This window comes from Aestuariibaculum sediminum (assembly GCF_014596945.1).
In the GTDB taxonomy this organism is placed as follows: domain Bacteria; phylum Bacteroidota; class Bacteroidia; order Flavobacteriales; family Flavobacteriaceae; genus Aestuariibaculum; species Aestuariibaculum sediminum.
Map to the genome: position 1 here is coordinate 58,617 of NZ_JACVXB010000009.1, position 25,086 is coordinate 83,702.

Consider the following 25,086-nt stretch of genomic DNA (forward strand, 5'->3'; position numbering starts at 1 on the left):
TATGCCGTTATCCTTAGTTAAAATACCAGAAGTTGTTAAAAAGATGTTCCCAAACTATGTTTGGGACATCCCGACTTCCGATAAGGTAATTTACCTGACTTTTGACGACGGACCAACCCCTGAGATAACCGATTGGACTCTAAAAATATTGAATGATTTTGAGGCAAAAGCCACATTTTTCTGTATTGGAAACAATGTTGAAAAACACCCTGAAATTTTTCAAAATATTATAAAAACAGGTCATGCTATAGGCAATCACACCCACAATCATCTAAAAGGCTGGAAAACAAAGAAGCAAGACTACCTTAAAAATATTAAGTCCTGCGACAACGCATTTAAATTGCATTTAGCCAATTCAAATCAGGTTGAAGAAAACGAAAAGGAAGACAAAAATAAAAACATAAAACTTTTTAGACCGCCTTACGGAAGACTAACTCCTGGTCAGGGTAAAGCGCTTTTAGCGATGCATTATAAAATTATTATGTGGGATGTATTATCGTTTGATTGGGACATTAAAACCAGCAAGGAAGATTGTTTAAGCCATGTTATTAATAACACAGAAAAAGGAAGCGTTGTGGTGTTTCACGATAGTATTAAGGCTTCTAAAAACATGCAATACGTCTTACCTAAAGTTTTAAAACACTTTACAAATTTAGGCTACAGTTTTGAATCAATACCTCATTAAATAAACTGCTGAACGATTCCAATAAGCGTATTGGCATCTTGCTCTCCGCTCTGTCGCCACTTCATTTCCCCTCCTTTGTAGATTATTAAAGTTGGAATCGCCTTTACACGTAAAGCTTCGGCAAGCTCCGCATTTTTATCAACATCTATTTTTATTACTTTAGCCTTATCGCCTAAGGCTGCCGCAACATCTCTTAAAACGGCATGCATGGTTGAAGACTGTTCATTCCAGTCGGTAAAAAAATCTAACAACACCGGAATTTCTACATCAATAAGTTCCCCAAATTTTGACATACTTTATTGTTTATGAGTCAAATATACTTTTACAAACCTACACATTTTTTTCAAATTTTTGATATACGTGTTTTTTTGTAGCATATTTTACCACGTCCTAATATAAAAATACGCAATTTCTATAGGAATTACAACATTTAATAAATAATAGAAATATTACCGTTCACGATTAAAAAAATAAGCGTTTTATTATTATGCCGTTACAGTACCCTTTTTAAGTTCTATAACGGTAATTTCTGGCCATATTCCAACGCGACCAGGAAACGCTAAATAACCAAAACCTCTATTTACATTAAGATATCTACCTGCTTCATTATACATTCCTGCCCAATATTTATAACGCCATTTAGCAGGACTCCATTTAAACCATCCCGGAATTTCGATTCCAAATTGCATACCATGAGTATGACCGCTTAGGGTTAAATGATAATGATTGTCGTCATTTTTAACTTTCTTTTCCCAATGGGTCGGATCATGACTCATTAAAATTTTAAAATCATTTGCTTCAACCTGTTTCGTAGCCTTTTGTAAATCACCAGCTTTTTTAAATCCGCCTGTTCCCCAATTTTCTACACCTACCAAAGCCAAACGCTGGCCGCCACGTTCTATAAATCGACTTTCATTTAACAATAAATCAAAACCTATTTCCCTTTGAAGTGCTTTTAAATCTTCTAAATTTTGATGTTTAGCTTCTTCCGATTCCCATGCCACATAATCACCATAATCGTGATTACCTAATACGGAATACAAACCGTCTTTAGCTTTTAGGTTACTAAATATTTTCTGGTAAGGCTTTAATTCATCAGCCTTGTTATTTACCATGTCGCCTGTAAACAAAATAACATCGCTATTTTGTTCGTTAATTAAATCTATCGCATATTCAACCTTATCAACATTATCAAAACTACCTGAATGCACATCACTTATTTGAGTGACTTTATACCCATCGAAAGCCTCTGGTAAATCTTCAAATGTCAAGGTATATTTTAAAACCTTAAAATTGTATTTTCCTTTATAAATACCGTATAATATGGAAGCAAACGGAATCGCTGATATACCTAAAGCGATTTTACTTATAAATTGACGACGCGACGCAAAATAATTGCCTTCGGCAGAATTTCCTTCTGTAAAATATCTATAAATTGCCTGTGGCACCCTGAAAATGTCTTCACCTAACATGGCTATCAACAAAATCATTTTTGGCACGAGTAGCGCGATAAAAAACCCAAATGCAAAAGCGTGTCGATGTGTAAAACCATCGCTTCGGTTAAACCCGTAATAATTATATACAAAATTACCGATAACCAATAAAGACACTACCCAATACAAGGCTTGCACCCAATGGTTTCTGGTGACAGTTTTTAATGCCTGGAAGCCGTAAATATCGACAACTAAATAAAGTATTAAAAAGATAGCCCAACGCAACATAAATGGTTTTTTACCAAAGATAAGGGATTTTAAAGAGTATTATAAGCACCACAATATATTTAACGGAACCTTAAGAACATACCATTCTCTGTTATTTCTCCTCCCCTTAAAGTGTGGTTGCTTTTAAAATACTTTGAATCGTCCTTATATCAGAATACGACTTAATGGTTTCATCAAAAAATTTAGAGCTGTTCATGGTAATTTTAGGTTGTTCAATAACCGTTTCAATAGTAGAAGCTGACACATGTATTTCATCAAAGCCAGCTTTTGCAAACAATGCAGCATTTTCTGGTTTTATGCCACCACCGGGTAAAACAGACAATTTTTGTTGTCCAAGTTCTTTAAGTTCTTTTAAAAAATGGAGTGCTAAAGCAGCCGATGTTTGTTGACCAGAAGTAAGCACACGATCAACTCCTAAACGCTTTAATTCTTCAATCGCATCTATCGGGTTTGGCACCCAATCAAAAGCGCGATGAAACGTAAATGGTAATGGTTTCGCGAGGTCTACAAGTTGCTTTGTTTTTTCAATATCTACTGTATTATCATCATTTAAAACTCCCGAAACAATTCCGGCACACCCTAGCTCCTTACACAGTTTAATATCGTGCTTCATAATATCCATTTCATCGTCGGAGAACGTAAAACTCCCACTTCTTGAACGAATTAAAACAAACACCGGAATGGACAAAGTTTCTATAACTTTTTTGATCAAACCAAAAGAAGGTGTTATTCCTCCAACAGCTAATTCCGAGCATAATTCGATACGATGAGCACCCGCTTTTTCAGCATTTAAAGCCGATTCAAAAGAGTTAGCACAAACTTCTACTATCATAATTTTCAATTAAAAAAACAAATATAGTAATACCTAGATAGAAATCATTCTTGTAAAAATATGCAACTTATTTAAATATATAATTCAATTCATTTTTTCGGCAGTAAAAACCTCTTTAAAACCATTTAATTACAACTTTATAACCGAATTATTTTGTTAATACTATAGTGCCTAAAAACATTTAAATCTCAATTATCGCGTAAGTTTTTGTAGTTTTGAAGTTCTTATCAAAACAACACATATGTCTGATCAAAAACGTCTTTTTTTAGTTGATGCTTATGCCTTAATTTTTCGCGGATACTACGCCTTTATTAAAAACCCCAGAATAAACAGTAAAGGCATTGACACCTCTGCTATTATGGGATTTATGAATTCGCTTTTAGATGTTATAAAACGTGAAAAACCAGATCATTTAGCTGTATGTTTTGACAAAGGTGGAAGTACCGACCGCGTGGAAATGTTTGAAGCTTACAAAGCGAATCGAGACGAAACACCGGAAGCTATAAAAGTAGCTGTACCCTACATTCAAAATATATTACAAGCCATGCATATTCCGATTATGGTAAAAGAAGGCTATGAGGCCGACGACGTAATTGGAACACTGTCCAAACAAGCCGAAAAACAAGGCTATCAAACCTACATGGTTACTCCCGACAAAGATTTTGCTCAGTTAGTAAGTGAAAACATTTTTATGTATCGCCCTAAGTCCTTTGGTGGTGGTTATGAAACCTGGGGTATTGAGGAAGTGAAGAAAAAATTTGAAGTTGAAAACCCATTACAGGTTATAGACTTTTTAGGTATGATGGGCGACTCGAGCGATAATATTCCTGGGCTTCCCGGAGTTGGAGAAAAGACAGCCAAAAAGTTCATTGCTCAATACGGTAGCATGGAGGGGCTTTTAGAAAACACGCATGAGCTAAAAGGTAAAATGAAGGAGAAAGTTGAAGCCAATAAAGAACTTGGTTTGCTATCTAAAAAACTAGCAACAATTATGCTTGATGTTCCTGTAGAATTCGACGAACACGACTTCGAAATGTCGGAACCAAACATAGAAAAAGTCACTGAAATTTTTCAGGATTTAGAATTTAGAAATCTGCTAACTAATTTCTTAAAAACCTTTTCCGCAAATACGGAAGCCGCGAAAGAATCTCCAAGTCCATCTAAAGCATCAGACACTAAAACGGAAACTATAAAAGAACCAACTTCAGCCGGAGCAGGTCAATTTTCACTTTTTGGAGGCGGCGATGAAACACAAAGCGAAAGCACAGCATCTTACACAAGAAAAACTGCCGAAACCACATCTCACTTTTACCAAAGTGTTGCATCGGGCATGGCTACAAAATTATTCGTTAAAAAATTAATGCAACAAACATCGGTATGTTTTGATACTGAAACTACCGACCTGAACCCACTCGCAGCCGAATTAGTTGGTATTGCTTTTTCATGGGAAACTGGCAAAGGATTTTATTTACCATTTCCGGAGGACAAAAGCGAAGCACAGAAACTTATCGAAGAATTACGACCGTTTTTTGAAAGCGAAAACATTGAAAAAATAGGTCAGAATTTAAAATACGACATAAAAGTATTAGCAAAATATAATATAGCCGTAAAAGGTAAATTATTCGACACCATGCTGGCTCATTATCTTATTAATCCAGATATGCGCCACAATATGGATGTTTTAGCTGAAACTTACCTGAATTACTCTCCGATTTCTATTGAAACTTTAATTGGCAAAAAAGGCAAGAACCAATTATCAATGCGCCAAGTACCTTTGGAAAAGCAAACAGAATATGCCGTAGAAGATGCCGATATCACGCTCCAACTTAAGGAACATTTCGAAAAAGAATTAGGCGAAGCCAGTACTCAAAAGTTATTCGATGAGATTGAAATTCCACTTTTACGGGTATTATCAGCCATGGAACTGGAAGGCATAAATCTGGACAAAGCCTTTTTAAACAGTTTATCTGATGCTTTAACCAACGATATCAAAACGCTTGAAAGTAAAATTTACGAAGCTGCCGGTGAGGAATTTAATATCGCCTCACCAAAACAGTTAGGTGTTATATTATTCGAAAAATTAAAACTGGTCGACAAACCTAAAAAAACCAAAACAGGACAGTATGCAACAAGCGAAGATATTTTAAGCTATCTGGCCAAAGACCATGATATCATTCAAAATATTTTAGACTTTAGAGGCTTATCGAAACTAAAGAGTACATATATTGATGCCTTGCCACTTCAAGTGGATCCTGTAAGTCATCGTGTACACACCGATTATATGCAAACGGTTGCCGCTACGGGTCGATTAAGTAGTAACAACCCTAACTTACAAAACATTCCTATTCGTACCGAACGCGGTCGTCAGGTGCGTAAAGCATTTATACCCCGTAATGATGACTATATTTTACTGGCCGCCGATTATAGCCAGATAGAATTACGTGTTATTGCAGCTTTAAGCGAAGAAGAAACCATGATTAATGCTTTTAAAAACGGTGAAGACATTCACGCCTCGACGGCATCGAAAGTATTTAATGTACCTATTAACGAAGTAACACGCGAACAGCGTAGTAATGCCAAAACGGTAAACTTCGGAATTATTTACGGGGTTTCTGCTTTTGGATTAAGTAACCAAACTAATTTATCGCGCAGTGAAGCCAAGGAACTAATTGATACTTACTACGAAACGTACCCGAAGCTAAAAAATTATATTAGCCAGCAAGTCGATTTTGCCCGCGACCACGGTTATGTGCAAACAGTTTTAGGGCGTCGTCGTTATTTAAAAGATATTAACTCACGTAATGCTGTAGTTCGTGGAGCTGCCGAGCGTAATGCAGTAAACGCACCAATTCAAGGTAGTGCTGCCGATATTATTAAAATTGCCATGATTAACATTTATAAAAAATTAGAATCTGGTGATTTTAAAACAAAAATGCTTTTACAAGTGCATGATGAATTGGTCTTCGATGTTTACAAACCAGAACTTGACAGCATTAAAACATTAGTAAAAACCGAAATGGAGAACGCTTACCAGTTGGCAGTACCTTTAGATGTAGATTTAGGCACTGGTAACAACTGGCTAGAGGCGCATTAAGTCAATGACACCCCTATAGTCCCCTCAAGGGGACAAGTCTTAATAATGTTGACTTTAGAGGAAATTTGAAAGTCCTCCCTTTGAGGGAGGATTTAGGTGGGTGTTTTTTAAATTGCTCGTATTTTCTTATATTTAAAAATATGAGAAATAAAATTATTCCTTATAACCCCGAATTAAGAGCATTAGCAAGACAACTTCGAAAAAATAGCACCTTACCTGAAATCCTGCTATGGCAAAATATAAAAAATCGAACTTTAGGGTTTCAGTTTCACAGACAAGTTCCTATGTTAAATTACATCGTTGATTTTTACTGTCATGAAATTGGTTTAGCTATTGAAATTGATGGCCGTAGCCATGACCATTCATTTTTATATGATGCTAAACGACAACATGAATTAGAAAAATATGGCGTACGCTTTTTAAGAATTTCAAACGAAGAAATCATGAAAAATATGTTTAGTGTTTTGTTGGTTATTGAAGAAAAAATTAAAGAAATACAAACGCCCCTATAGTCCCCTCAAGGGGACAGGTCTTAGTAATGTTGACTTTAGAGGAAATTTGAAAGTCCTCCCTTTGAGGGAGGATTTAGGTGGGTGTTTTAAAATACTTAAACAAAATTTTCTACACATCTAATTACATACCCATCCAAGATTTTATTTCGGATTGGTAACTTCTACCGCTTTTTAAAACTGTTTTAAACTTATCATCCATTGTAATATTATAACAACTATTAAAATGTGTAAACACTTCAGAAACCATATTCGTATTAATTATAAGGGAGCGATGAATTCTTAAAAACTCATTTGGAAGTTGACGACTTAACGCTGTTAAACTTTGGTCTGTGATATACTCTTCGCCTTGCTTTGTAAAAATAGACACATACTTGTCTGTTGCTTTAAAGTATGCCACCTCTGCAAGTTTGACGAAACTTATTTTCTTTCCTACCTTTATTGTTATTGAAGTTAATTGACGTTGTTCCTGTTGAACTCCATTAAAACTTCTCAAAATATTTAAAATTTGTTCAGACTGCTCTTCTTTATTAAAGAAAGCAAGCTTGTTTATTGTTACCTCTATACGCTCTTTTCTAACAGGTTTTAACAAATAATCCAAACTGTTGGTTTCAAAAGCCTGTAACGCATAGTCATCAAAAGCAGTACAGAAAACCACGATTGGTATTTCCTCTAGTTTTTGAAGCATTTCTAAACCATTCATTTCAGGCATTTGGATATCTAAAAAAATAACATCTGGTTTTAATTGGTTTATTTTCTCAATGCCTTCTACTCCATCACAAGCTTCATCAACGACTTGAAAAGTTTCTGAAAAATCCATCAATAATTCTTTTAAACGTTGTCTTGCCGGTGGTTCATCGTCAATAACAATAGTCCTATAAAGTTTCATTTTCAAATCGTTTCATATTATTAAATCCTTTTTTACTTATAGTAATCGAAATACGTTTTTCAGGTTCGTTTTCCCAATACAGGTAACCTTCGCCTTCAAAACTTAATTTTAAAATATCATTAATACTTTGCAACCCATAACCTGTAATAAATCCTTCAGGAAAATCAGGACCATTGTCTAATACATTAATTTCTACACTATCATCTTTCTTATAAATAATCACTTTAATTATACCTTCTCTTTTTATTTTTGAAATACCATGTTTAATAGCATTTTCTACTAGCGGTTGAATAATATTTCTTGGAATTTCAAATGATTCTAATCCTTTTTCAACTTCAATTGAGAACGTCATGCGTTCCCCAAAACGAATTTGTTCTATTTGTAAATATGCCCGAACGGCTTCAACTTCCTCTTTTATAGTTGAACTCAAGGCATTATTTCGATTAATGTTATAACGAAATAAATCGGACAAAGACAAAGCCATTTGCTCAGTCTTTTCGGGATTACTTCTTACCAAACCTGCTATCGAATTTAACGAATTGTATAAAAAATGTGGATTAATTCTAGCATTTAACGAAGCAATTTCAGCCTGCGCCTTTAAGGCTGTCATTTTAATGAGTTCTAAATCTTTTTTTCGTAATTGCATTTCAGTTTGTTCTCTTAGGTACAAAAATGCTACACGCATTAAAAAAACGGAAACTCCAATAAGACTCAAAATAAATTTAAATTTAGAATCAATATTAAAAACAAATAAAGCAATTAATATCCCTAAAATCACTAAAAATGTAAACCCTATTTTCAACTTTAATTGCTTTGCTATGGTCCATTCTTTATTAATAATATTCTTCTCTAAAACATAAAGTAAACTTAATACAATTAACCAAATTATCATATATACAATTAAAGTTACCAGCAATGGAGAAAGATAAAAACTAGGTTCTGCTGTACTCGTTAAATAATCAAATGAATGAAATACAACATATGATATAATCATTAAAACCATTCCTGGTACTAAATAGTTTAAATATCTAAATTGAAACTGTCTTGTAAAAACTTTTCGATAAGAAATCAAAAGAATTGAGAAAGCGATAAAAACGGATAAAATTGTAGCAAAAAATTTCATTTCATTTTTATAGAAAAAATTCAAATAATACCTTTTAGTATAATTGCTGAGTATATAACTTTTAGCTTCCTTAAGTAAGTCTTTTGAATATAATTTCTGAAGCAAAAACCTATCCGACAAACTAAATTTTGTTAAAATAGGATCAGGATCATAGTCATCAAATATTGCATTTCCCGTTTTTGTACGATATTTGACATTTTGAATACCACACAACGATCTTATCACAAAAAACTCCAATATTCGTTTTCTGCTCTCGACACTATCAGAATCATTAAAACCTATTTGATATTCCTTAAATACTATCCCAGATTTTCCTATTTTTGATCTACTTCCAAAACGAGTACCGTTAGCGACTATTTCAATAATAACATTTCCTTTTTTTTGAGTTGAGAAATTGATGTTATTAGGAATAATTCCCTTTAACTCTTGTATTAGATTGCAAATAATTATTGAATCATTCTCATTAATTGAATTTTTTAATTGGATACTGATATCACTACGAAACTTAATAACATCCCTGTTAACCCCGTTAAAAATTCTTTCTTTCGTCCAAAACCAAAAAGTTTTATAAAAAGGTGACGATTTATCAAACTGAACGTACTTTTCCCAGACTGTGTCTGTCATCATTTTTCGTATTTCTTCCTGAGCGTTTAATTTTAATAAACCAGCAAAGAGTAATAAAATAATTATTTTTTTCATTTATGTAAATTTAAAAGGTTGATTAACGTTCACAAATAAATAATTATCATTTGCACCAAAACAGTTAATTCTGACCAACTGCGAAACGAGCTGACGAACGCCACATTGTGTTAAACTTTACGCAATATCTACCTCAAATTGATAAGTTTAGTTATTTTTATCTCCTTTAAATTTTAAAAAATGAAATCTAGCTTTACCGCCTTATTTATTCTTATATCATTTTCTGTTATAGCTCAAAAAAAAACATTAGAATTTTCAGATATCCAACAATGGAATTCAATTAAAAATGAAGCTATTTCACCAAATGGCGCGTTCGTAGTTTACGACCTGACCCAGGATAATTCCGATAGTCATTTACATTTAACTTCTAATAAAGGTAAAACGATTTTAGACTATTTTAGAGCTACAAACGGACAATTTACCTACGATTCTAACTTTTTAACTTTCACTATAAAACCACTAAAAGATAGCATCGACGATTTACGAAGACAAAAGGTGAAAAAGGATAAATTTCCCAAAGACACTTTAGCCATCTACAATTTAAACTCAAATACATTAGACAAAATTCCTCATGTAAAATCGTATCAAATTCCAGAAAAATGGTCAGGATTTATTGCCTATTATTTAGAAGATTTAAAAAAGCCTAAACAAAAATCAGACAGTACCAACATTTCGAATGAAGACGAAAAACCAAAAGAAAAAAAGGTAAGTAGTAAAAATGGATTTCATCTTGTTATTAGAAATTTAAACACAAAAGCTCAGGATACGTTCAAATATGTAACACATTACACTTTCGCTAAATCGGGAAAAGCATTAGCTTTTACTTCAACAGGAGATAGTAGCGATAACGGTGCTGGGGTTTATATTTATAATTTTAAAAACCAACAATTAACTCAAATCTACCAGCAAGAAAAAGCAAAGTACAACAGACTTAGTTTTAGTGAAAGCGGTAACCGGTTTGCATTTATTGTCGATGCCGATACTACTAAAGCACAAATAAGACCCAATGAACTATACACATGGACAGCAGGCTCTAATTTAGCAACCAAGCTTTACGACAATTCCCAAACACCTGAGGGCTTTTTGGTTTCAGGTAATGGCAACATAAGGTTCTCGAAAGACGAAAACAAATTATTTTTTGGCTTAAGAACGCCGCCAATTGTTAAGGACACTACTCTTTTAGATGATGAAATTGTTAATGTTGAAGTTTGGACCTATAACGAACCACGACTATACACCGTTCAAGAACTACAAGTAAAAAATGACACCCTTAAATCGTATCAAACGGTTTACGATTTTAAAACAACAAAAACGTTTCAGATAGAAACTGAAGACTTCCCTGAATCTGAGTTAACCGATAATGGTAATTCCAACATTGCCCTAATCAACAACCCAACACCGTATGCTTTAGAAACGCAGTGGACAGGACAAAGCTATAAAGATTATGCTTTAATCAACATAGAAACAGGACATGAAAAACTGATATTAAAAAAGTTTACAGATGCTAAATTAAGTCCGAAAGGTGCATTTGTATTTGGCTACAAAACTCAGGACAGCACGTGGTTTACCTATAATACAAAAACTAACAATTATCTGGAAATCACAAAAGGAAAGGTGTTTTATGACGAACTAAACGACACACCTAATTTTCCACGTTCATACGGTTTTGCTGGCTGGACGGGAAACGATGAGCACCTAATAATTTACGATCGTTACGACATCTGGAAGTTTAATCCAATAACAGGCGAAGCAACAAATGTAACAAACGGCAGAGCTAACAACACGGTTTACAGATATATCAAATTAGATAAAGAAGAAGAGTATATCAACTCAAAAAACAAATGGCTTTTATCTACTTTTAATGAAACTTCAAAACAGGCTGGATTCGCTGAATTTAATCCAAACAATAATACCTTAAAACAAATTGAAATAGGTGATTATAAATATGGTAATCCTGTAAAAGCTGAATTAAGTGATGCCTTATTATTTACTCGTGAATCGTTTACCGAATTCCCAGATCTTAGGCTCACAAATTTAAGCTTCAAAAAACAGATTGTTTTAAGCCATGCCAATCCGCAACAAAACGATTATAATTGGGGAAGCATTGAATTAGTTAAATGGACTTCGTTAGATGGCGAAGAACTGGAAGGCCTTTTGGCAAAACCTGAAAACTTCGACCCAAACAAAAAATATCCCATGATTGTAAACTTCTATGAACGAAGCTCAAATACAATTCATTCACACCGACCACCTTCTTTTGTTCGCTCTACAATTAGTTACAGCTATTACACAAGTCGAGGATATGTTGTTTTCAATCCCGATGTAACCTATAAAATAGGATACCCTGGAGAAAGTGCCTTAAGCTGCGTTGTATCGGGTACAAATAGCATCATAAAAAAAGGATTTATTGATAAAGATCGAATAGGTTTACAAGGACACAGCTGGGGTGGTTATCAAATAGCTTACCTAGTCACAAAAACCAATATGTTTAAAGCTGCCGAATCTGGGGCGCCTGTAGTTAATATGATTAGTGCCTATGGCGGTATTCGTTGGTGGACAGGTTTAAGTCGACAATTTCAATATGAACATACACAAAGCCGTATAGGAGGAACACCATGGGAATACCCAATGCGCTATATTGAAAATTCACCAATTTTTAACATCGACAAAATTAAAACACCTTTATTAATTTTACACAACGATGCCGATGGCCATGTACCCTGGTATCAGGGCATCGAATTTTTTGTTAGTTTACGTCGTTTAGGAAAACCATCATGGTTTTTAAATTACAACAACGAACCACACTGGCCACTAAAGTATCAGAACCGAAAAGATTTCACTTTAAAAATGTCGCAGTTCTTTGATTATTATTTAAAAGATGCTCCTGTACCCCTTTGGATGGAACGTGGTATACCTGCAGTAGAAAAAGGAATTAGCACCGGCTATGAACTTATAAAAAGATAGTTACTATAAAAAAAAAGCCTTGTAATAATTACGAGGCTTTTTGATTTATTTAACGACGTTTACTTTTCTTAGACCTAAACTTCGCTTTATTTTTTCGTTGATTAAATGGCACGGCATCATCAAACGTGTGTTTAGTTTTTCCTGGTTTGTTTTTGCGCCATGAATCATTTTCGGGGAGCAAAACTTTTAACAAATCCTGACGCCCTAATTTATTTAAAGTATTTCTAATCCACGCTTTATTTTCGTCTTTATACCAAAAGAAAAAACGGTGTTGTTCATCTTTCTCTTTTCTGGTTTTTGGTGTTTTCACTTTCTTAAGCGTATATGGGTGGTAGCCACTGTAATAAATAACTGTCGCAACCGTCATAGGCGTTGGAGTAAACCCTTGTACCTGCTCTAACTGAAAGCCCATATCCTTAGTTTCAGCTGCCAGATTAGCCATATCTTCGGCTTCACAAGCAGGGTGATTTGATATGAAATAAGGAATTAACTGAAGTTTCAACTTATGTTTAACATTAATCTTATCGAAACGCTCCTTGAACTTATGGAAATAACTAAATGATGGTTTACGCATTAGTTTTAAAACCGGGTCGCTGGTATGTTCCGGAGCAACTTTCAACCGACCAGAAACGTGCTTAGTCATAACTTCTTCGGTGTAATCGTCTAATTCCTTCGGATCGGCATTCTTATTGAATTCAGGCACCAACATATCATGACGAATACCACTACCTATAAATGATTTTTTAACTTTCGGATGACTATCAACAGCCTTATACAATTCGGTTAACGGCTTGTGCGATGTATCGAGGTTACTACAAATTACAGGTGAAATACAGGAAGGCGCTACACACTTATCGCATATCGACTGAATTTTTCCCTTCATTTTATACATATTCGCACTCGGCCCGCCAATATCAGATAAATACCCTTTAAAATCGGGCATATTAGCCACGGTATCGACTTCTTTTAAAATAGATTCCTGACTACGTGAGGCAATAAACTTACCCTGATGTGCCGAAATGGTACAAAAACTACAGCCTCCAAAACAACCTCTATGAATGTTTATTGAAAACTTAATCATTTCAAAAGCTGGAATTGGTCCGCGCTTATTATATTTTGGATGTGGTAATCGTGTATACGGTAAATCGAAAGAAGCATCAATTTCCTCCTCGGTCATGGTTGGGTATGGCGGATTAATCATTAAGGTTTTATCACCCACCTTTTGAAAAATACGACGTGCAGCCAACTTATTAGACTCCTGCTCTATAACTTTAAAATTTGAAGCGTAAGCCTTCTTATCTTTTAAGCAGGTTTCATGAGAAGCAATTTCAACATCTTCCCAATTGCTATTTTTAGGAATACTTTCACCTTGTTTAACAAGAACTGCGGTTTGACTAATGGTATTTAAACTATCAAAAGGCACACCTTTTTGCAATAACCGTACAATTTCACGTAGTGGTTGTTCTCCCATACCATACACCAGCATATCGGCTTTAGAACTTTCTAAAATAGTAGGCATGAGTTTATCACTCCAATAATCGTAATGCGTAACACGACGTAAGGACGCTTCAATACCTCCAATTAACACGGGCACATCTGGCCATTTTTCCTTTAAGATATTAGAATAAACGGTTGTTGCATAATCCGGACGAAAACCAATATCTCCATTTGGCGTATAAGCATCTTTATCACGACGCTTTTTATTGGCGTTGTAATTACTAATCATAGGATCCATACAACCACCAGTAACACCAAAGAATAATCTGGGACGTCCTAGTTTAACAAAATCCTGAAGATTATCGTTAACATTGGGTTGCGGAACAATCGCTACCTTTAACCCGTAACTTTCTAAGGTACGCCCAATAACCGCAGGCCCAAAGGTTGGATGATCAACATAGGCATCGCCGCTAAACAGGATCACATCGAGTTCTTCCCATCCGCGTATTTTAACCTCTTTGTTCGTGGTAGGTAACCAATCTGAAAGTTGTAATTCTCGCATAATGCTGCAAAAATAGTCAATTTATAACTCTTGATGTTTATTTATGAAAGCTTTGTGATTTTTTTTACGAGTAAAATCGTTCATTTAACACTTTACAAATCCAATTAAAAATTGGGTTAAAAGCATCAAAAACAATTTACCTATTTATCCTTGAATCTCAAACCATTCATTTTAATATAATTAACACTAATTTTTGCAATACCTTAACAATTTAAAAAGCTGTATAAAAATAACTTAGCGCACTATTTGGTAAGTAAATAATTAATCGTAAATTTGCAAACTCTTTTTGAGAGAGGAATGTTTAATAAAAATTAATTAAAAACGTGGACACATTAAGCTACAAAACAGTATCAGCTAACAAAGCTACTGCAGATAAGCAGTGGGTTTTAGTTGACGCCGAAGGACAATCTTTGGGTCGTTTAGCTTCAAAAGTTGCAAAACTTTTAAGAGGTAAACACAAGCCTAGCTTCACACCTCACGTTGATTGTGGTGATAACGTAATCGTTATTAACGCTGAAAAAATCAACTTAACCGGAAACAAGTGGAACGATAAAACGTATATCCGTCACACAGGTTACCCAGGTGGACAAAGAAGTTTAACAGCTACAGAATTGTTTGGAAAAGATCCAGCAAGAATCGTAGAAAAATCAGTAAAAGGAATGTTACCTAAAAACAAATTAGGTGCAGATTTATTCCGTAATTTAACAGTTGTTGTTGGTACAGAGCACGCTCATGCGGCACAAAAGCCAGCTACAATTAACTTAAACGAATTCAATTAATGGAAGTAATTCACAAAATTGGCCGTAGAAAAACGGCTGTTGCTCGTGCGTATGTTGCCCCAGGAAGTGGTAACATCACTATTAACAAAAAAGACTTAGCTAGCTACTTTACTACTGCAACATTACAGTATAAAGTTAAGCAACCTTTAGCTTTGACTAACAATGAAAGCAACTTTGATATTACCGTAAATGTATATGGAGGTGGTATTACTGGTCAAGCAGAGGCTATCCGTTTAGCAATTTCTCGTGCTATGTGCGAAGTAGACGCAGAAAACAGATTAACTCTTAAACCAGAAGGTTTATTAACAAGAGACCCAAGAATGGTAGAGCGTAAGAAATTCGGTCAGAAGAAAGCTCGTAAGAAATTCCAGTTCTCTAAACGTTAATATTATTGTTGAATTTATTTCAACGCAATTAAAAAAATTAATAACAGTTATTGTTGTATCCTAGTAAGTAATACAGGATTTAGTTTAGCATCTAAATGCAGCCTAGGGCTAAAACCTTAGCCAAAAGGAACATTGCTAATTCAACAGAACGTAAACTATTACAAAAATGGCAGTAGAAGTAAAAGAATTACTTGAAGCAGGTGTACACTTCGGACACCTTACTCGTAAGTGGGACCCAAACATGGCTCCTTACGTATACATGGAGCGTAATGGCATCCATATTATCAACTTATATAAAACTGCAGCTAAAATTGACGAAGCTGGAGCAGCGTTAGCAAAAATCGCCGCTTCTGGTCGTAAAATTTTATTTGTAGCTACTAAAAAGCAAGCGAAAGATATCGTTGCTGAAAAAGCAGGTGCTATCAACATGCCTTACATCACCGAAAGATGGCCAGGTGGTATGTTAACAAACTTCGTTACTATTAGAAAAGCTGTAAAGAAAATGGCTTCTATCGATAGAATGAAGAAAGATGGTACATTCAACACATTATCTAAAAAAGAGCGTTTACAAGTAGATCGTTTAAGAGCTAAGTTAGAGAAAAACTTAGGTTCTATTAGCGACATGACGCGTTTACCAGGTGCTTTATTTGTAGTTGATATTAAACGTGAACACATCGCGATTAAAGAAGCTCAAAAATTAAACATTCCTATCTTTGCTATGGTAGATACCAACTCAGACCCACGTCAAGTTGATTACGTTATACCAGCAAACGATGACGCTTCTAAATCGATCGATAAAATCTTAACTCATGTTACCGCTTCTATCTCTGCTGGTTTAGCAGAAAGAAAAGCTGAGAAAGCCGAAGGTGATGCACCTAAAGCTAAAAAAGCAGCAGCTAAAACAGTTGCAGCTAATGAGGAAGAATAATTAACATTTACACAATACAACTAAGTCGTTTAATTATTTTCTTTGTTAAAATATTTGAACGACTTTTTTTTAAAAATTATAATACATGGAATCTACAGTAAAAGTTACAGCAGCAGAGGTTAACAAATTAAGACAAGCTACTGGTGCAGGAATGATGGATTGTAAAAAAGCTTTAGTTGAAGCTGGTGGAGATTTTGATAAAGCTATTGAAGTTTTACGTAAAAAAGGACAAAAAGTAGCAGAAAAAAGAGCCGACAGAGATTCTTCTGAAGGTGCTGCTGTTGCTAAATTAAACGCCGATCAAACTGCTGGTGTTGCTATCGTTTTAGGATGTGAAACTGATTTCGTTGGTAAAAACGAAAACTTTGTAAAATTAGCTAACGATTTAGCTGATCTTGCATTAAACTACAACACAAAAGAAGAATTTTTAGCTGCAGACTTTGGTGGTTTAACAGTTGCTGATAAATTAGTTGAGCAAACTGGTGTTATCGGTGAGAAATTAGACATCACAGCTTTCGAAAAGTTAGAAGCTCCTTACGTTGGTGCTTACGTGCACATTAACAAAATTGCTGCTTTAGTAGGTTTATCTGCAAAAGTAGATAACGCTGAAGTATTAGTAAAAGATGTAGCTATGCAAGTAGCATCAATGGGTGCAACTACTTTATCTTATAAAGATTTCGATCCTGCTTATGTGGCTTCTGAAACTGAAGCTAGAATCGCAGTTATAGAAAAAGATAACGAAGAGTTAGCACGTTTAGGTAAAACACTTAAAAACGTTCCTAAATATATCTCTATGTCTCAATTAACTCCTGAAGTTTTAGCTCAAGCTGAAGAAGATGCTAAAGCAGAATTAAAAGCTGAAGGTAAACCAGAACAAATTTGGGATAAAATTTTACCAGGTAAAATGGATCGTTTTGTTTCTGATAACACAACTCTTGATAAAGAGAAATGTTTATTAGACCAAAATTTCATTAAAGATGAAAAATCTACTGTTGCCAAATATGTAGCATCTTATGGAGAAGTTGAAATCACTGATTTTAAACGTGCTTCTGTAGGGTAACCATTACGTTTATTTAAATATTACAACAACCACTAAGATTTAAACTTGGTGGTTTTTTTTGTTATAGAAATTAAAAAACATATCTTCTTTTAATTTCATTACAATTCCAAAACATTTAGTTTCTCGTTTCTTCATTAACTTTTTTAAGTTGAAATTCTTTAAAACACATTCATTATTATCTTTAGTTAAATAAAAGCAGTCTTTTAAAATAAAAAAGCAACTTAAGTTTTGATATTTTTAAATTACAAGACAAAAAAACAATTCAAAAAGAAAAGACAAATCAACGCTATGACTAATAATGGATTTGTTATAAAATTAATACTGTATATAATACCATTCTAAATCAGACATGTTGTCTAAAATTGAAGACTTGGTTTAGTTAATTTACTAACAACTCATTGAACAATATATCCTTTTTTTTGAATGATTTACCCCGAGCAAAATTAACTTTTCAACATAAATTGCTCAAACCAATAAAACTAAACAAACAATTATGAGAAACCTTATTTATTTAATTACATCTGTAATACTTACAATTTTTTCATGTTCAAACCTAAATGACGAATTATTTAATGAAGAAGCCACCACCATTAAGGAAGTCAAAGATATGGGAAACAGCTTATCCTTAATAGACCCTAACACTCCTATCAAGGCAATGCCTACCATTAAAAGTACCGGAACATTATCCAAGAGTTCTCTCAATGGACCTTCTGGTTATTGGGATTTAGTTTGGAGTGATGAATTTGACGGCACAACGCTTAACCCCTCTAAATGGATAAAAAGTGTTAGTACAAGTAGTAGAAGTTTAAATGGCAGAGACCCTGCTTTAAAAGATTGGAGATGGGTTGAAGACCACGCATTTTTAGATGGTAACGGAGAACTTACTCTAAGAGCTTCAAAAAAGAATATGAAGACCATGAAATGTGGAGCTATAGAGTCTAAAAATTTATTCGAACCCCTTTATGGTTTTATAGAAGTCAGAATGAGAGTTGCTGAAACAACAAAAGGAAACCACACAGCATTTTGGCTTCAAGGTCATCATCAAGGTATTGTAGATGGCACTGCAAATGATGGTGCAGAAGTAGATGTTTTCGAATCTGCTTGGATAAATGACACAACAAAATCAGTTGTTCATATTGATGGCTATAGCACAGACCATCAAGCAAACACAAAGCCCTGGTCTGCACCAAATATTCATTCAGGATATCACACCTATGGTCTTAACTGGACTCCAACTAAATTAGAAATTTATTACGATGGTGTATTAAAAGTTCAATACACCGACAGCAAATGGATTCCTATGGTTCAAGAATGGATATGGTTATCTGTAGGGGCAAGTTTCGCTGATGGTGATTTTGGAAGCCAACCGATAGGAATACTTTCCGACGCTAAGGTAGATTATGTAAGAGTATGGGCACCTACTCCTATTGATCCTACAGTAGATTACTTCAGACTTGTTAACAAACAAACCAGCAAATGGATTAAAACTTACGGTAGTGTCGATGATTCATATATTAAACAAAGTTCCCTATCCAGCATTGGTAATTGGACAACTTGGAAGATCCAATATACCACACCTCCATACTTTTATTTTGTAAATGAAGGTACAGGAAAATATTTCCGCCCTATTTCGAATTCAGAAGGATCGTATATACAATTAAAATCCACATCATTTAACGGTTCGTGGAGCCAATGGGAAATGATAGATTCCAACGATGGGTATGTGTATATTAAAAATAGAGAAACTCGAAAATACTTAAGACCCTATTCAACTAATGACGATGACTATTTGATTCTTACCTCAACAAACACAGAGAATTGGGAAAAGTGGAAACTTGAACTCGCATATTGAATTAACCCTAAAAGTTAATATAGAAGTTGAAATCACTGATTTTAAACGTGCATCTGTAGGTTAATCTACTTTTAACAGTAAATCATAAAAAACCATTGCACTTTATAAAGTACAATGGTTTTTTTTATACCCAAAATTCAACGTTATTAAATTGACTTAAAAATTAGCTTTAGCAATTTAGTATAATGATTATATTTGCACAATCTGAGTAAACAAACAATGAAATACAAAAGAATACTCCTTAAATTATCTGGCGAAGCACTCATGGGAGAACGCCAATACGGAATAGACCCGGAACGTTTAGCCGAATATGCAAAAGACATTAAAGAAATTACCGAGAAAGGTGTTCAAGTAGCCATTGTAATTGGTGGTGGAAACATTTTTAGAGGTGTTGCTGGTGCAAGTAATGGTATGGACCGTGTACAAGGAGACCACATGGGAATGCTTGCTACTGTAATAAATGGCTTGGCATTACAAAGTGCCCTAGAAGATGCTGGTATACCAACACGTTTGCAATCGGCCATTAAAATAAATGAAGTTGCCGAACCTTTTATTAGAAGACGCGCTATGCGCCACTTAGAAAAAGGACGTGTAGTTATTTTTGGTGGTGGCACAGGTAACCCATACTTCACCACTGATTCTGCAGCAGTTTTAAGAGCCATTGAAATTGAAGCTGATGTTATTTTAAAGGGAACTCGTGTAGATGGCATTTACAATGCCGACCCGGAAAAAGATGCTAAAGCAACTAAATTTAATTTCATATCTTTCGATGACGTTTTAAGAAAAGGTTTAAAGGTAATGGATACTACAGCATTTACGCTTAGTCAGGAAAACGAATTACCTATTATCGTTTTCGATATGAACAAAAAAGGAAACTTACTTAAAGTAGTTTCAGGAGAAAAGGTTGGTACCGAAGTAAATTTATAACTTTTGGCGTAATTTTTGAAACTTGCATTCCGACTAAGGAATACATCACAAATCATAATATTTTCACTCATTTAACCTTTTTGATTAAACATAAAGGTGGTTTATAAAAAACTAAGAACATGAACGAAGACATTCAATTTATTCTAGACACTGCAAAAGAATCTATGACCAATGCAATAAAGCATTTAGAGAAAGCATTTGTAAATATTCGTGCAGGTAAAGCAAGTCCTGCGATGCTAGGAAGTGTTATGGTAGATTACTACGGCTCTCAAACACCTTTAAATCAGGTAGCAAACGTTAGTACACCAGATGGTAGAACCATTAGTGTTCAGCCTTGGGAAAAAAATATGCTTCAAGAAATTGAACGTGGTATTATGATTGCTAATTTGGGTTTCAACCCTATGAATAACGGTGATACCATAATTATAAACGTACCTCCATTAACGGAAGAACGCCGACGCGATTTAGCCAAACAAGCTAAAGCTGAAGCAGAAGATGCTAAAGTGAGTATTAGAACCGCTAGAAAAGACGCTAACAACGATATTAAAAAGTTAGAAGACGTATCGGAAGATTTGCAAAAAAATGCAGAAATTGATGTGCAACAAATGACCGATAATTACGTTAAAAAGGTTGATGAAATTTTCAGCGTGAAAGAAAAAGAAATTATGACCGTATAATTTAAAAGCGACAATTAGTCGCTTTTTTTGAACATCTGAAATTATTAAAAGCTATATCGGCAGGCTTAAGCTTTAACAACAAGATATAGCATTTTTTAAAACCTAAGTTATTTAGTTTTTTAATTATACTAAACCTATAACTTTTCAGATGAAATCGGTTCATCAACTTTTTGTGAGTCTGAAGCTTTTAAAAATATTTATGTTAAAACATTGTTTTCTGTTTCTATATGTTTTTGCTTCATTTTTGTTGCAGGCTCAGGTATCTCACCTCGAAGCGCAGTCGGCTACGAAAGATTCTCTAAAGCGCAAAGCGTTTATACAACATCTTGGTAACGGATATTTCCCAACGAAATACTTTAATTTTGATTTACGCTATCTCGTAAAATATAATCAATACGAAGCATTAAGAACAGGACTCGGCGGCATTACAAACGATGCGCTTTCTAAATCCTTTAAAATTAACGGGTATTTGGTGTATGGTTTTGGTGATGATAAATTTAAATATAGTGTTGGCGGCGCTTATCGGGTAGCCGAAAAAACAAACACCTGGATAAGCGTGTCTTACACCGACGATTTACAGGAAACAGGAAGCACGAAATTTTTAACAGATAAGCGATTCTTTCAATTTTTTGAACCTCGTTTATTAAATATCAACCTATTTCATGAACACCTTACCAAAAGTCTTGAAATTGAACACCAATTTACCCCAAAATTAATTTCTGAAACAGAGTTCTCAGTAATTAATATCGACCCCACCTATAATTACACTTATATTGGCGAGAATAGAAATTATTCTGAATACAATATTAGTTCAAGTAAATTTGCTTTGCAGTGGAGCCCCTTTAGCACATTTAATAATACCGATCATGGTTTAAAAGAAGTTAAAAAAGGGTTCCCTAAATTTACCATTCAATACACAAAAAGCTTTAAGGATGTTTTTAAAAGTGATTTTAATTTTTCTAAAGTAGATTTTAGAACCATTTATCAATTTGGTAATGAAAAAACAAATCATACACAAATCATAGTAGTGGCAGGCATCGCTAATGGCGACATTCCTCTATCCCATTTATACCACGCTTACCCCAATAATATAAATAAAGAAACCGTATTACAACGCTTTTCGGTAGCAGGTATAAATAGTTTTGAAACCATGTTTTTTAACGAATTCTTTTCCGATAAATTCACCACCCTCCAAATAAAACACTATTTTAAACCGTTTAACATATCCCAAAGTCACAAACCTCAAATGGTTCTTATTACGCGTTATGCATTAGGGAGTATGACCAATCCGCAACGTCATCAAAATATTAGTTTCAATACGCTCGATAAAGGGTATACCGAAACGGGTTTTGAGCTTAACAAATTACTTTTTGGTTTTGGTTTAAGCTTTACTTATCGCTATGGCGCCTATCACCTTCCAGATATAGAAGATAATATTGCTTTAAAGTTTACATTTAACGTCACTTTATGACGTAATACACTTGTTTTTTCTACCTTTGCCCAACTTTTATTTAAGGCATGCTTAAACTTTTTACAAAACACTTTTGGGATGTTGTTGCGCGACTAATTTTACGTAACAAAATAGGAATACTAATTGGCATTGTTGCCATTACCCTTTTATTTAGTACGCAATGGAAAAACATGCGCTTTACCTACACCGAAGCCAACTTGTTACCCGACGACCATGAGGTTAATATTAAGTATAACGAATTTTTAAAAATATTTGGAGAAGAAGGCAACCTTATTATTCTTGGTGTTAAAGACAGTACATTATTAACGGTTGAAAAACTAAATGCCTGGAACAAGTTAGCGCAAGATTTTAAAAAATTCGATGAAGTTGAGACGGTTGTTTCTATTAAAGACCTCCAGAAACTGGTGAAGGATAATAAAAATGAAAAATTCGTTTTGCAGCCTTTCATCAAAGATTCCATTCATTCTACTAAAGAAATAAAAGCCTTAGAGTACGAATTATTTAATAAATATCCTTTTTACGATAATTTTCTGTTCAATAAAAACACCCAAACAGTTAGGACAGCGATTTACATGAAAAAGGACATCGTTAATACCGCTGCAAGAAAAGACTTTGTAGTAGACATACTTGAACCAACGATTATTAAATTTGAAGACCAAACAGGATTAGATGTTCGTGTTTCGGGAATGCCTTATATAAGAACCCTAAACGCCCAAATTATTGTAGATGAAATAGGTTGGTTTGTAGGTGCCGCACTACTGGTTACCTCACTTATTTTCTTCTTTTTCTTCAGGTCGTTTAGAGCAACATTTATTTCACTTATTGTTGTTTGTATTGGCGTTATGTGGACGCTTGGTATTTTAGGTACTTTAAACTACGAAATTACAGTACTAACAGCGTTAATTCCACCACTAATAATTGTTATCGGAATACCTAATTGTATTTTCCTTATCAACAAATATCAAAACGAAGTAAAGAAACACGGTAATAAGGTAAAATCGCTCCAACGCGTAATCACAAAAATCGGTAATGCTACCTTAATGACTAACGTGACTACAGCTTCAGGATTTGCCACATTTATTCTTACCGAAAGCACCCTGCTAAAAGAATTTGGTATAGTCGCATCGTTAAGTATCATTGCTATATTTATTCTGTGCTTATTAATCATACCAATTATTTATACCTTTCTACCATTTCCAAAAGATCGTCATTTAGAGCATCTTAATAAGCGATGGATTGGCGGATTTGTAGACTGGATGGAACGCATGGTAAAACATGAACGTATAGCTATTTATTGTACGGGATTAGTTTTACTAATTGTTAGTATTATTGGTATCTATCAAATTAAAATTACGGGAAGTTTAATTGAAGATATGCCTCAAAATTCGGACTTTGTTAATGATATCCGATTTTTTGAAAAGGAATTTGACGGTATTATGCCTGTTGAAATTATGATTGATACCAAACGTAAAAAAGGCGTTATGAAACTGACTACTTTAAAACGTATGGATGCACTACAGGAAGCCATTAACGAAATTCCCGAGTTATCTAAACCAATATCAGTAGTAGACTTGGTAAAATACTCCAAACAAGCTTACTATAATGGTAATACAAAATATTATCAATTACCTACGAGTCAGGAAAACAGTTTCATTTTATCGTACGCTAAAAATTCGTCATCAAATGTTGATTTACTTAAAAACTTTGTGGACAGTACAGGGCAATACGCCCGAATCACCACGTTTATGAAAGACATTGGTACCGAAAAAATGGAGCGAATTGAAGAAAATCTTCAAACTAAAATTGATAAACTTTTTCCAGGTGAACGTTATCAAGTGACGATGACCGGAAAAGCTGTGGTGTTTCAAAAAGGAACTAAATACCTAGTTAAAAACCTTGTCATATCATTATCACTCGCTATTCTTTTAATTGCTGTTTTTATGGCATACATGTTTAGGTCGGTTAGAATGATTGTCATCTCGTTAATTCCTAATTTATTACCATTGCTTGTTACGGCAGGATTAATGGGATATTTAGGTGTTCCTATTAAGCCTTCAACCATTTTAGTGTTCAGTATTGCCTTCGGTATTTCGGTAGACGATACGATTCACTTTTTGGCTAAATACCGTCAGGAATTACAGGCCAGACACTGGAAAATTAAACCATCGGTGTATGGGGCTTTGCGCGAAACAGGTGTGAGTATGTTCTATACCTCAATTGTTCTGTTTTTTGGTTTTTCGGTTTTCACCATATCCAGTTTTGGTGGTACGGTAGCTTTAGGCGCTTTAGTTTCTGCTACTTTATTGTTTGCTATGCTATCAAACTTATTGCTGCTTCCATCGTTATTATTATCATTAGAACGCAGTATTGCTAATAAAGAAGTTTTAAAAGAGCCTTCAATAAATATTATCCCAGAAGAAGACGACAACGAAGAATAAAACGTACTTCTTTTAATATAAGCAGGCTAAATTTTATATTTACACTAATAATT

General features: G+C 34.3%; 19 protein-coding genes. 13 read left to right on the forward strand and 6 right to left on the reverse strand.

The features are described from left to right. Nucleotide 1 precedes the first annotated feature (1 nt). On the forward strand, nucleotides 2-685 hold the full coding sequence (locus ICJ83_RS15325; RefSeq protein ID WP_188231289.1) for a polysaccharide deacetylase family protein: 684 nt from the start codon (nucleotides 2-4) through the stop codon (nucleotides 683-685). On the opposite strand, the gene ICJ83_RS15330 is transcribed toward ICJ83_RS15325, so the two are convergent. The 3 genes from ICJ83_RS15330 to ICJ83_RS15340 all read right to left on the reverse strand — a co-directional run bounded on the left by ICJ83_RS15330 (nucleotide 682) and on the right by ICJ83_RS15340 (nucleotide 3,238). Continuing rightward, nucleotides 682-978, reverse strand: coding sequence for a thioredoxin family protein (locus tag ICJ83_RS15330; RefSeq protein ID WP_188231290.1), 297 nt, complete (start codon nucleotides 976-978; stop codon nucleotides 682-684). The two genes, ICJ83_RS15325 and ICJ83_RS15330, sit on opposite strands and share 4 nt — an antisense overlap. A gap of 192 nt (nucleotides 979-1,170) precedes the next feature. Then, nucleotides 1,171-2,406 (reverse strand): metallophosphoesterase, encoded by a 1,236-nt coding sequence (locus ICJ83_RS15335; RefSeq protein ID WP_188231291.1) that lies wholly within the window; start codon nucleotides 2,404-2,406, stop codon nucleotides 1,171-1,173. Nucleotides 2,407-2,512: 106 nt separating this feature from the next. Next, a complete protein-coding gene (locus tag ICJ83_RS15340; RefSeq protein ID WP_188231292.1) occupies nucleotides 2,513-3,238 on the reverse strand; it encodes a copper homeostasis protein CutC in 726 nt (241 codons plus the stop codon). Nucleotides 3,239-3,479: 241 nt separating this feature from the next. On the opposite strand from ICJ83_RS15340, the gene polA reads away from it, so the two are divergent. Continuing rightward, nucleotides 3,480-6,332, forward strand: coding sequence for a DNA polymerase I (gene polA, locus ICJ83_RS15345; protein ID WP_188231293.1), 2,853 nt, complete (start codon nucleotides 3,480-3,482; stop codon nucleotides 6,330-6,332). Nucleotides 6,333-6,472: 140 nt separating this feature from the next. After that, nucleotides 6,473-6,844, forward strand: a complete 372-nt coding sequence (locus ICJ83_RS15350; RefSeq protein ID WP_188231294.1) for an endonuclease domain-containing protein — start codon at nucleotides 6,473-6,475, stop codon at nucleotides 6,842-6,844. A gap of 121 nt (nucleotides 6,845-6,965) precedes the next feature. Here ICJ83_RS15350 and ICJ83_RS15355 read toward each other — a convergent pair whose 3' ends face one another. Next, nucleotides 6,966-7,730 carry a LytR/AlgR family response regulator transcription factor gene (locus ICJ83_RS15355; protein WP_188231295.1) on the reverse strand — a complete coding sequence of 255 codons (765 nt, stop codon included), beginning with the start codon at nucleotides 7,728-7,730 and terminating at the stop codon, nucleotides 6,966-6,968. Further along, a complete protein-coding gene (locus ICJ83_RS15360) occupies nucleotides 7,717-9,552 on the reverse strand; it encodes a sensor histidine kinase (protein WP_188231296.1) in 1,836 nt (611 codons plus the stop codon). Before ICJ83_RS15360 ends, ICJ83_RS15355 begins: the two co-directional genes overlap by 14 nt. Nucleotides 9,553-9,732: 180 nt before the next feature. On the opposite strand from ICJ83_RS15360, the gene ICJ83_RS15365 reads away from it, so the two are divergent. Further along, nucleotides 9,733-12,516 (forward strand): S9 family peptidase, encoded by a 2,784-nt coding sequence (locus ICJ83_RS15365; RefSeq protein WP_188231297.1) that lies wholly within the window; start codon nucleotides 9,733-9,735, stop codon nucleotides 12,514-12,516. 49 nt (nucleotides 12,517-12,565) lie between these two features. On the opposite strand, the gene ICJ83_RS15370 is transcribed toward ICJ83_RS15365, so the two are convergent. Then, entirely contained in the window at nucleotides 12,566-14,515 is a 1,950-nt protein-coding gene (locus tag ICJ83_RS15370) for a YgiQ family radical SAM protein (protein WP_188231298.1), read from the reverse strand. Between the two features lie 323 nt (nucleotides 14,516-14,838). Between ICJ83_RS15370 and rplM the strand changes: the two genes are divergently transcribed. From rplM to ICJ83_RS15415, 9 genes are all read left to right on the forward strand, one after another. Continuing rightward, a complete protein-coding gene (rplM, locus tag ICJ83_RS15375) occupies nucleotides 14,839-15,294 on the forward strand; it encodes a 50S ribosomal protein L13 (RefSeq protein WP_188217125.1) in 456 nt (151 codons plus the stop codon). Next, entirely contained in the window at nucleotides 15,294-15,680 is a 387-nt protein-coding gene (rpsI, locus tag ICJ83_RS15380) for a 30S ribosomal protein S9 (protein WP_188231299.1), read from the forward strand. The genes rplM and rpsI overlap by 1 nt, the downstream gene beginning before the upstream one ends. A 166-nt stretch (nucleotides 15,681-15,846) precedes the next feature. After that, nucleotides 15,847-16,608 carry a 30S ribosomal protein S2 gene (gene rpsB / locus ICJ83_RS15385; protein ID WP_188224101.1) on the forward strand — a complete coding sequence of 254 codons (762 nt, stop codon included), beginning with the start codon at nucleotides 15,847-15,849 and terminating at the stop codon, nucleotides 16,606-16,608. Between the two features lie 85 nt (nucleotides 16,609-16,693). Next, on the forward strand, nucleotides 16,694-17,668 hold the full coding sequence (gene tsf, locus ICJ83_RS15390; protein WP_188231300.1) for a translation elongation factor Ts: 975 nt from the start codon (nucleotides 16,694-16,696) through the stop codon (nucleotides 17,666-17,668). A 493-nt stretch (nucleotides 17,669-18,161) separates the two neighbouring features. Then, a complete protein-coding gene (locus ICJ83_RS15395) occupies nucleotides 18,162-19,520 on the forward strand; it encodes a family 16 glycosylhydrolase (protein ID WP_188231301.1) in 1,359 nt (452 codons plus the stop codon). 219 nt (nucleotides 19,521-19,739) lie between these two features. Then, on the forward strand, nucleotides 19,740-20,447 hold the full coding sequence (pyrH, locus tag ICJ83_RS15400) for a UMP kinase (protein ID WP_223154808.1): 708 nt from the start codon (nucleotides 19,740-19,742) through the stop codon (nucleotides 20,445-20,447). Nucleotides 20,448-20,566: 119 nt separating this feature from the next. Further along, on the forward strand, nucleotides 20,567-21,124 hold the full coding sequence (frr, locus tag ICJ83_RS15405) for a ribosome recycling factor (protein WP_188231302.1): 558 nt from the start codon (nucleotides 20,567-20,569) through the stop codon (nucleotides 21,122-21,124). A gap of 199 nt (nucleotides 21,125-21,323) precedes the next feature. Next, nucleotides 21,324-22,595, forward strand: a complete 1,272-nt coding sequence (locus tag ICJ83_RS15410) for a hypothetical protein (protein WP_188231303.1) — start codon at nucleotides 21,324-21,326, stop codon at nucleotides 22,593-22,595. Between the two features lie 47 nt (nucleotides 22,596-22,642). Then, nucleotides 22,643-25,033: an efflux RND transporter permease subunit gene (locus ICJ83_RS15415; protein ID WP_188231304.1), complete on the forward strand. Its 2,391-nt coding sequence runs from the start codon at nucleotides 22,643-22,645 to the stop codon at nucleotides 25,031-25,033. Nucleotides 25,034-25,086 lie beyond the last annotated feature (53 nt).

Excerpts from the sequence above, each read along its gene's own strand:
- ICJ83_RS15365 (WP_188231297.1), top strand. The coding sequence starts at position 9,733 with ATGAAATCTAGCTTTACCGCCTTATTTATTCTTATATCATTTTCTGTT.
- ICJ83_RS15335 (WP_188231291.1), bottom strand. The coding sequence starts at position 2,406 with ATGTTGCGTTGGGCTATCTTTTTAATACTTTATTTAGTTGTCGATATT.
- ICJ83_RS15350 (WP_188231294.1), top strand. The coding sequence starts at position 6,473 with ATGAGAAATAAAATTATTCCTTATAACCCCGAATTAAGAGCATTAGCA.
- polA (WP_188231293.1), top strand. The coding sequence starts at position 3,480 with ATGTCTGATCAAAAACGTCTTTTTTTAGTTGATGCTTATGCCTTAATT.
- ICJ83_RS15395 (WP_188231301.1), top strand. The coding sequence starts at position 18,162 with ATGAGAAACCTTATTTATTTAATTACATCTGTAATACTTACAATTTTT.
- pyrH (WP_223154808.1), top strand. The coding sequence starts at position 19,740 with ATGAAATACAAAAGAATACTCCTTAAATTATCTGGCGAAGCACTCATG.
- tsf (WP_188231300.1), top strand. The coding sequence starts at position 16,694 with ATGGAATCTACAGTAAAAGTTACAGCAGCAGAGGTTAACAAATTAAGA.
- ICJ83_RS15415 (WP_188231304.1), top strand. The coding sequence starts at position 22,643 with ATGCTTAAACTTTTTACAAAACACTTTTGGGATGTTGTTGCGCGACTA.
- ICJ83_RS15340 (WP_188231292.1), bottom strand. The coding sequence starts at position 3,238 with ATGATAGTAGAAGTTTGTGCTAACTCTTTTGAATCGGCTTTAAATGCT.
- ICJ83_RS15330 (WP_188231290.1), bottom strand. The coding sequence starts at position 978 with ATGTCAAAATTTGGGGAACTTATTGATGTAGAAATTCCGGTGTTGTTA.
- ICJ83_RS15325 (WP_188231289.1), top strand. The coding sequence starts at position 2 with ATGCCGTTATCCTTAGTTAAAATACCAGAAGTTGTTAAAAAGATGTTC.
- rpsB (WP_188224101.1), top strand. The coding sequence starts at position 15,847 with ATGGCAGTAGAAGTAAAAGAATTACTTGAAGCAGGTGTACACTTCGGA.
- ICJ83_RS15355 (WP_188231295.1), bottom strand. The coding sequence starts at position 7,730 with ATGAAACTTTATAGGACTATTGTTATTGACGATGAACCACCGGCAAGA.
- ICJ83_RS15370 (WP_188231298.1), bottom strand. The coding sequence starts at position 14,515 with ATGCGAGAATTACAACTTTCAGATTGGTTACCTACCACGAACAAAGAG.
- ICJ83_RS15410 (WP_188231303.1), top strand. The coding sequence starts at position 21,324 with ATGTTAAAACATTGTTTTCTGTTTCTATATGTTTTTGCTTCATTTTTG.
- rpsI (WP_188231299.1), top strand. The coding sequence starts at position 15,294 with ATGGAAGTAATTCACAAAATTGGCCGTAGAAAAACGGCTGTTGCTCGT.
- frr (WP_188231302.1), top strand. The coding sequence starts at position 20,567 with ATGAACGAAGACATTCAATTTATTCTAGACACTGCAAAAGAATCTATG.
- ICJ83_RS15360 (WP_188231296.1), bottom strand. The coding sequence starts at position 9,552 with ATGAAAAAAATAATTATTTTATTACTCTTTGCTGGTTTATTAAAATTA.